Source organism: Mycobacterium sp. E136 (assembly GCF_001666865.1).
Taxonomy (GTDB): Bacteria; Actinomycetota; Actinomycetes; order Mycobacteriales; family Mycobacteriaceae; genus Mycobacterium.
In genome coordinates this window covers 1-7,272 of the sequence record NZ_LZJE01000190.1, presented here as the reverse complement: position 1 = coordinate 7,272, position 7,272 = coordinate 1, and the positions used below count along the sequence as shown (strand labels likewise).

The window sequence follows — 7,272 nt, the reverse complement described above, 5'->3', positions numbered from 1 at the left end:
CGGCCAGCAGCGCCGACGACAGCTTCGACGCCATCCCGCCGGTGCCCAGATGGCTTCCCCTGCCGGCAACCACGCCGTCGAGGTCGTCGGGTCCCGAGACCTCGGAGATGAAGCGCGCGTTACCTTTTCGCGGGTCCGAGTCGTAGAGCCCGTCGATGTCGGACAGCAGGATCAGCGCGTCGGCGCCGACCAGGTGAGCGACCAGCGCCGAGAGCCGGTCGTTGTCGCCGAACCGGATCTCGTTGGTGGCCACGGTGTCGTTCTCGTTGACGATCGCGACCGCGTGCAGCGCCCGCAGCCGGTCGAGCGTGCGCTGCGCGTTGGTGTGCTGCACCCGCATCGAGATGTCGTGCGCGGTCAACAGCACCTGGCCGACGGTGCGGTCGTAGTTCGCGAACGCCGCGCTCCACGCGTTGACCAGCGCCACCTGCCCGACGCTGGCGGCGGCCTGTTTGGTGGCCAGGTCGGTGGGGCGTCTGTTCAGCCGCAGCGGTTCGATGCCCGCCGCGATCGCACCCGAGGAGACGATGACCACGTCGGAACCGGCCCGCATCCGTCCCTCGATGGCCTCGACCAGTACCGCGAGCCTGCTGGCGTCGAACACCCCGGACGGTGTGGTCAGCGCGGTGGTGCCGATCTTGACGACGACGCTGCGCGCGGTGCGGATCGCGTCGCGGTGCGGGGACTCGGCGGCGCGCGGCGAGGCCGTCACGACTCACCGCCGGGGCGCCGCCGTTCCCGCCGGGCGGCCTTGCGTTCGGCGGCCCCTACGCGTTCGGTCTGTTCCAGGCGTTGGTCGGTGCCGCGGCCCGACATCGGCACGTCGACCCCGGCAGGCGTCTGCGGCTCCCAGTCGAACGTGACCTCGCCGATGGTGACCGCGCAGCCGGGCCGCGCGCCCAGCTTCAACAGCTCGTCCTCGACGCCCAGGCGCGCCAACCGATCGCCGAGGTAGCCAACCGCCTCGTCGTTGTCGAAATCGGTTTGGGCGACCCATCGTTCGGGCCGGATTCCGTGCACGACGAAGCCGCCGTGTCCGTCCGGTTCGACGGTGAAACCGCTCTCGTCGACGGGGATGGGCCGGATGACGGGCCGTCGCGGCACCACCGGAGGTTGCGCTTCGCGATAGGCCGACACCATCTCCCACAGCGCGAACGTCAACTGGCGCAACCCTTCCCGGGTCACGGTCGACACCTCGAAGACCGGCCAGCCGTACCGGCGGGCCACCTCCTCGCGGACGAAGTCGGCGAGTTCGCGTGCGTCGGGCACGTCGATCTTGTTGAGCACCACCGCACGCGGTCGTTCGGCGAGGTCACCCAGCGTCGAGTCACCCTGCAGCGTCGGGGTGTACGCGGCGAGTTCGGCTTCCAGCGCGTCGATGTCGGAGACGGGGTCGCGCCCGGGTTCCATCGTCGCGCAGTCGACGACGTGCACCAGCACCGCGCAGCGTTCGATGTGGCGCAGGAAGTCCAGCCCCAGCCCGCGCCCCTGCGATGCGCCGGGGATCAGGCCGGGCACGTCGGCGACGGTGAAGGTGTTCCCGCCTGCGGACACCACGCCGAGGTTGGGCGCCAGCGTCGTGAACGGATAGTCGGCGATCTTCGGTTTGGCCGCCGAGATCACCGAGACCAGAGAGGACTTGCCCGCGGACGGGAAGCCGACGAGGCCGACGTCGGCGACGGTCTTGAGTTCCAGGGTCAGGTGCGCACCTGACCCTTCTCGCCGAGCAGCGCGAAGCCCGGCGCCTTGCGGGCGCGCGACGCCAGCGCCGCGTTGCCCAGGCCGCCGCGGCCGCCGGCGGCCGCCTCGAAGCGGGTGCCGGCTCCGACGAGGTCGGCGAGCAGGTGGCCATCCTCGTCGAGCACGACGGTGCCGTCGGGAACCTTCACCTCGAGATCCGCGCCCGCGGCGCCGTCCCGGTTGCCACCCGCGCCCTGTTTTCCGGACGGTGCGACGACGTGCGGGTGGAAGTGGAAGTCAAGCAGCGTGTGGACCTGCGGGTCGACGACCAGGACCACGCTGCCGCCGCGCCCGCCGTTGCCGCCGTCGGGGCCGCCGAGGGGCTTGAATTTCTCGCGATGGACCGACGCGCAGCCGTTTCCGCCGTTGCCGGCCCGCGCGTGAATCACCACGCGGTCGACGAAGCGAGGCATCGGACCTTCCTTTCCGTGACGATGTGAGCTACTGCCAGCTTCAGCCGGGAAGTCGCAGCAGCATCACATTCGCGGCAGGAAGTCAGGCCTCCTGCGGCGCCGGTCGCACGACGCTGACGGTCTTGCGGCCGCGCTTGGTGCCGAACTCGACGGCGCCGGGGGCCGTGGCGAACAGGGTGTCGTCGCCACCACGGCCGACGTTGACACCGGGATGGAAGTGAGTGCCGCGCTGGCGGACCAGGATCTCGCCGGCCTTGACGATCTGGCCGCCGAACCGCTTGACGCCGAGCCGCTGTGCGGCTGAATCGCGACCGTTGCGCGAGCTGGAAGCGCCCTTCTTGTGTGCCATGTCTGTGGTTCCTCTACTTGATCCCGGTGACCTTGAGGACGGTCAGCTGCTGACGATGACCCTGCCGCTTGTGGTAGCCGGTCTTGTTCTTGAACTTGTGGATGCGGATCTTGGGGCCCTTGGTGTGCTCCAGGATCTCGCCGGTGACGGCGACCTTCTCCAGCGACTTGGCGTCGGAGGTCACCTTCGAACCGTCGACGACGAGGGCCACGGGCAACGAGACGCTGGCGCCGGGCTCGGAATCGAGCTTCTCGACCTTCACCACGTCGCCGACCGCGACCTTGTACTGCTTGCCGCCGGTCTTGACGATTGCGTACGTGACCTTTTCGGCTGCCATCGCCTTGCTACTCCTACGTCGTTCACTGGGCGCGCGCGACTTGCCGCTGCGCTGGTCTGGGTTTCCGGATCTCGGAGTGTCGCCGACTCCACTTGGTCCAAAGCCTGGCGACAACTGCTCAAGGCTACTTGAGCCGCGGCATGAGGGTCAAATCACCGCAGGTCACGGCTCGTCGGCGCCCGACCAGCAGGTCAGCCGTCATGGCTCGGTGGCCCCGCGGGCCGGGCGGCCGCGCGGCGCCGGTGCCGCCCTCCCGAGGCGGTCGCTGTCGGCGCAACCCCGCGGACGTCGTATCCGGGATCGTCGGAGTCGTCGTCGGAGTCGTCGTCCTCGGAATCGTCCTCAGAGTCGTCGTCGGAGTCCTCGGAGTCCTCGGCGCCGATGACCTCGATGTCGTCGTCGATGTCGTCCTCGTCGTCGTCGGAGTCCAGGTCGATCTCGTCCTCGTCGGAGTCGTCCTCGTCGTCGGAGTCGTCCTCGTCGTCGGAGTCGTCCTCGTCGTCGGAATCATCGAAGTCCTCGTCCTCGAGGTCCTCGATGTCGTCCTCGCCGGACTCGATCACCGCGGTGCGGATGGCTCCCGAAATAGCTTCCGCATCGGTCTCGGCGACCTCCTCGGGCTTCTGCTCGCGGGTCTCGTCGGTGTCGTCCTCGTCGTCGCCCTCGTGCCGGCCGTTGGCGGCCGCCATCGCCTTGAACATCGGATGCTCGCCGGCGGGATGCGGCGGGACCTTGGCCACGGCGACGTCGTCGGACTTGCCGCCGCGTTTGCCGCGCTTACCTCGCCGCCCGCCGCCGCCGCCGTCCGATTTGCGCCCGCTGCTCGACGTCGAGTCCACCGGATCGCCGTGCAGCACGATTCCCCGCCCGCCGCAGTGTGTGCACGCCGTCGAGAAGGCCTCCACCAGACCGGTGCCGAGCCGCTTGCGCGTCAACTGCACCAATCCCAGCGAGGTCACTTCAGAGACCTGGTGCCGGGTCCGGTCGCGGGCCAACGCCTCGGTCAGCCGGCGCAGCACCAGGTCGCGGTTGGACTCGAGCACCATGTCGATGAAGTCGATCACCACGATGCCGCCGATGTCGCGCAGCCGCAGTTGGCGCACGATCTCCTCGGCCGCCTCGAGGTTGTTGCGCGTGACGGTCTGCTCGAGGTTGCCGCCCGAGCCGGTGAACTTGCCGGTGTTGACGTCGATGACGGTCATGGCTTCGGTGCGGTCGATCACGAGAGTGCCGCCCGACGGCAGCCACACCTTGCGGTCCATCGCCTTGGTCAGCTGCTCGTCGATGCGGTGCACCGCGAACACGTCCGGGCCGTCAGACGACACCGGCTCGTACTTCGTCAAGCGTGGAAGAAGTTCCGGCGCAACCGAATTAACGTATTCGGTGATGGTGTTCCAGGCGTCTTCGCCGGAGACCGTGAGCCCGGTGAAGTCTTCGTTGAACAGGTCGCGAATCACTTTGACCAGCACGTCGGGCTCTTCGTAGAGCGCAACGGCCGCACCGGCCTTCTTCTCGGTGATCTCGGCGGCCTTGGCCTCGATCTCGCTCCACCGCTTGGCGAGGCGTTCGACGTCGGTGCGGATGTCTTCTTCCTTCACGCCCTCGGAAGCGGTCCGGATGATCACGCCCGCGTCGGGCGGCACGACCTCGCGCAGGATCTCCTTGAGGCGCTGGCGTTCGGTGTCGGGCAGCTTGCGGCTGATCCCGGTCGACGAGGCGCCCGGCACGTAGACCAGGTAGCGGCCCGCCAGCGAGACCTGTGTGGTCAGTCGGGCGCCCTTGTGCCCGACGGGGTCCTTGCTGACCTGGACGACGACGTAGTCGCCCGGCTTGAGGGCCTGCTCGATCTTCCGGTTTGCACCGCCGAGTCCGGCGGCTTCCCAGTTCACCTCGCCGGCATAGAGCACGCCGTTGCGTCCGCGGCCGATGTCGACGAAGGCCGCCTCCATCGACGGCAGCACGTTCTGCACGATGCCGAGGTAGATGTTGCCGACCAGGGAGGCCGACGCCGCCGACGTCACGAAGTGCTCCACGACCACGCCGTCCTCGAGCACCGCGATCTGCGTGTAGCGGGCGCCCTCGTGGGGTGGTTCGGTGCGGACCTTGTCGCGGACGACCATCATCCGCTCGACGGCTTCGCGCCTGGCCAGGAATTCGGCCTCGCTCAGGATCGGGGGCCGACGCCTGCCCGCGTCGCGGCCGTCGCGCCTGCGTTGCCGCTTGGCCTCCAGGCGGGTGGAGCCACTGATGCCCTGGATCTCGCCGTCACCGCTCGAGGACGACTTGTCGCCCCGGGCGGATTTCCGTGGTTCGCGCTCGTGGACGACGGTGTTGGGCGGGTCGTCGGGCGAGGTGGCGTCGCCGTCGTCTCCGGAGCCGGACTTGCGGCGACGGCGGCGGCGCCGACGGCGGGTCGCGCCCTCGGAGCCGGTGTTCTCGTCGTCGCCGTTGTCGTCGTCGGAGTCGTCCGAGTCGTCGCCGTCCTGGTCTGCGCCCGAGGAGCCGTTCTGGTTGGTGTCCCCGTCGGATTCGCCGTCGTCACCGTTTTGCTCGCCGCGTCCGCGGCCCCGTCCACGCCGGCCGCGGCGGCGACGGCGACCGGAAGGCCGCTCGGACTGGTCGTCCTCGCTGTCGGGCCCCTCGTCGTCGTCATCGTCGTCGTCGTCATCGTCATCGTCGGTGTCGTACTCGAACTTGACGGGCTGCGGCGCCACGAACAGCGGCATGTACTCGGCGCGCTGCGGGGTCTCCTCCGCGGGGGTCTCCAGGATCAGCCGGGACTCCGGCTCGTCACCGTCCTCGGTCGCGGAGTCGTCCGCCGGTTCGGGCGCCTGCGCCGAGGGTTCGGGCGCCTGCGGCGCACCGGCACCGTCGGCGAGCGCTTCGCGTACCCGCTGCGCCTCGTCCTCCTCGACGGTGGACTCCGCGGTGCGCGGTCGACCGTCGAGTTCGGTCAGCGCTTCGAGGACCCGCTCGCTGGTGGTGCCGAGCACCTGGGCAAGCGAATCGACTCTCAACGTCTCCGGCTGAGAGTCCTGCGCTTCTCGCGTGTCTTCAGAAAGGTCTTCGGTTGGGGCATCTTCGGCCACGTAGTCTCCTTAAGCCCCCGGGCGCGTCGTTTCTGACGCGGCCACGCGAGGGCTTCCGCTATGGACCCGGGTAACTTTCGCCCGAGCTTGTTGTGGTCTCGCTCCGAGCGGTCCACAGGGGACCATCCCGGTGCCGGTCTGAATGATGGCTGGACGGTCGGCGCCGCATCACGCGTGGCGATGGTCGCGCACGTCTAAGTCTTCATTCGGGCTTCCGACCCCGGTTTGGCGGCCGGCAACCCGAGTCGAGTATCCCACATCACGACGCCCCGCCTGACCAGGCTGGGCGAGACGGGTGCAGAAACCGGCTACTTGTTGGGGAACCAGAGATCGATCTCGCGGGCGGCGGACTCCGGCGAATCCGAGCCGTGCACCAGGTTGTCCTGGGTGATCAGGGCCAGGTCACCGCGGATGGTGCCCGGTGTCGCCTTCTCCACGGGATCGGTTCCGCCGGCGATCTGGCGGAACGCGGCGATGGCCCGGGGCCCCTCCACGATCGCCGCAACGACGGGGCCGGAGGTGATGAACGCGAGCAGCGAGTCGAAGAACGGCTTGCCGTCGTGCTCCGCATAGTGCTTGCGCGCCAGCTCGTCGCTGACGGTCACCAGTTCCAGGGCCGCGATGGTCAGGCCTTTGCGTTCGATCCGGGCCAGGATCTCGCCGACTAGACGCCGCTTGACGCCGTCGGGCTTGACCAACACGAGGGTGCGTTCAATCGGCTCAGTCACGGCGCACAGAATAGCCGCCGCGCTCGACTACTCCGGCGGACGCTGCTGACCAGGCAGAAGTCCCCGCTTCTGCCTGCGAAGGACCTCGGCGCGCAGCCGGGCGATGAGCAGCCACACGACCAGGAAGATCACGCCGACGAACGCGATCGCGCCGTCGAGGACGACACCGGCGATCAGGACCAGCTGGATGCCGACGTTCACCCAGATCGCCCACGATCTGCCCTGCACCCCAGCCAGGAGTACCAGGACCACCGCCATGCCGATCAGAAAGCCGCCGGTGGCCGTGGTCAGACCACCGCCGAGGTTCGCCACCACCGGCAGCGCCAGCAGCACGACGATGGCCTCGAGGATGAGCGTGCCGGCCATGACCCCGCGGAAGCTCTTCCACGGGTCCGGCTGCTGCGCAGGCGCGGTCATTGCGGATCCTTCCCGAACAGCGTGCGCGCCGCTCCGGCGGTGACGACGGAGCCGGTGATCACGATTCCGGCGCCGCCGAGCAGTTCGCCTTCGATGGCCGATTCCTCGACGATCGCGGTGGCGGTCTCGATCGCGTCGGGCAGCGTAGCGGCCGTGACCACGCGTTCGGGCCCGAACTTCTGCTCGGCGAGCAGCGCCA

The 7,272-nt window shown here is 69.1% G+C and carries 6 protein-coding genes and 2 pseudogenes; all 8 read right to left on the bottom strand.

The window, feature by feature from the left end; genetic code table 11:
* Nucleotides 1-712: glutamate 5-kinase (proB, locus tag A5698_RS12540; RefSeq protein WP_068297034.1), on the bottom strand; the 712-nt coding region annotated here is incomplete at its 3' end.
* A pseudogene (obgE, locus tag A5698_RS12535) lies at nucleotides 709-2,153 on the bottom strand (GTPase ObgE). The pseudogene obgE and the gene proB, both read right to left, overlap by 4 nt.
* An 82-nt stretch (nucleotides 2,154-2,235) precedes the next feature.
* A complete protein-coding gene (gene rpmA / locus A5698_RS12530) occupies nucleotides 2,236-2,502 on the bottom strand; it encodes a 50S ribosomal protein L27 (protein ID WP_067085011.1) in 267 nt (88 codons plus the stop codon).
* A 13-nt stretch (nucleotides 2,503-2,515) separates the two neighbouring features.
* Nucleotides 2,516-2,839 (bottom strand): 50S ribosomal protein L21, encoded by a 324-nt coding sequence (gene rplU / locus A5698_RS12525; RefSeq protein WP_066841644.1) that lies wholly within the window; start codon nucleotides 2,837-2,839, stop codon nucleotides 2,516-2,518.
* A 191-nt stretch (nucleotides 2,840-3,030) separates the two neighbouring features.
* Entirely contained in the window at nucleotides 3,031-5,928 is a 2,898-nt protein-coding gene (gene rne, locus A5698_RS12520; protein WP_068297031.1) for a ribonuclease E, read from the bottom strand.
* A gap of 308 nt (nucleotides 5,929-6,236) precedes the next feature.
* On the bottom strand, nucleotides 6,237-6,644 hold the full coding sequence (gene ndk / locus A5698_RS12515; RefSeq protein WP_068297037.1) for a nucleoside-diphosphate kinase: 408 nt from the start codon (nucleotides 6,642-6,644) through the stop codon (nucleotides 6,237-6,239).
* A 39-nt stretch (nucleotides 6,645-6,683) separates the two neighbouring features.
* Complete coding sequence (locus A5698_RS12510) at nucleotides 6,684-7,073, bottom strand: DUF4233 domain-containing protein (RefSeq protein WP_067085015.1); 390 nt, start codon at nucleotides 7,071-7,073, stop codon at nucleotides 6,684-6,686.
* Nucleotides 7,070-7,272, bottom strand: a pseudogene (locus A5698_RS12505) (dihydrofolate synthase); the annotation flags it as partial. The pseudogene A5698_RS12505 and the gene A5698_RS12510, both read right to left, overlap by 4 nt.

Bases quoted from the DNA above. Each gene is read 5' to 3' on its own strand.
- rpmA (WP_067085011.1), bottom strand. From the start codon at position 2,502: ATGGCACACAAGAAGGGCGCTTCCAGCTCGCGCAACGGTCGCGATTCA.
- rplU (WP_066841644.1), bottom strand. From the start codon at position 2,839: ATGGCAGCCGAAAAGGTCACGTACGCAATCGTCAAGACCGGCGGCAAG.
- A5698_RS12510 (WP_067085015.1), bottom strand. From the start codon at position 7,073: ATGACCGCGCCTGCGCAGCAGCCGGACCCGTGGAAGAGCTTCCGCGGG.